Below are 434 nucleotides of genomic sequence, written 5' to 3'. Positions count from 1 at the left end.
GTGACCAGCAGGCCGGCGACCGAGGCCGCGTCCTGGAGAGCCGTGCGCACGACCTTGACCGGATCGACGATACCCATCGCGATCATGTCGCCATATTCGCCGGTCTGGGCGTTGAAGCCAAAGGTCGGGCCCTTGTTCTCGAGGATCTTGCCGGCAACGATCGATGCTTCCGCACCGGCGTTGGCCGCGATCTGACGGGCCGGAGCCTGCAGCGCGCGACGCACGATGGCGATGCCAGCGGTCTGGTCGGAGTTGGCGCCGACAGCCTTGATGCTCAGCGAAGCGCGCAGGAGTGCGACGCCGCCGCCGGGAACGATGCCTTCTTCGACGGCCGCACGGGTCGCGTTGAGGGCGTCGTCGACGCGGTCCTTCTTTTCCTTGACTTCGATCTCGGTCGCACCGCCGACGCGGATGACGGCAACGCCGCCCGCCAG

At 67.7% G+C, this 434-nt stretch carries 1 protein-coding gene; it reads right to left on the bottom strand.

Annotated elements, in window-relative coordinates; genetic code table 11:
• Positions 1 to 434, bottom strand: a 434-nt coding sequence (locus AC0L2A_RS36405; protein WP_473613011.1) for a TCP-1/cpn60 chaperonin family protein, incomplete at both ends; no start/stop codon positions are given.

This window comes from Mesorhizobium sp. WSM4844, assembly GCF_055811775.1.
This window is presented reverse-complemented; position numbering and strand designations above follow the sequence as displayed.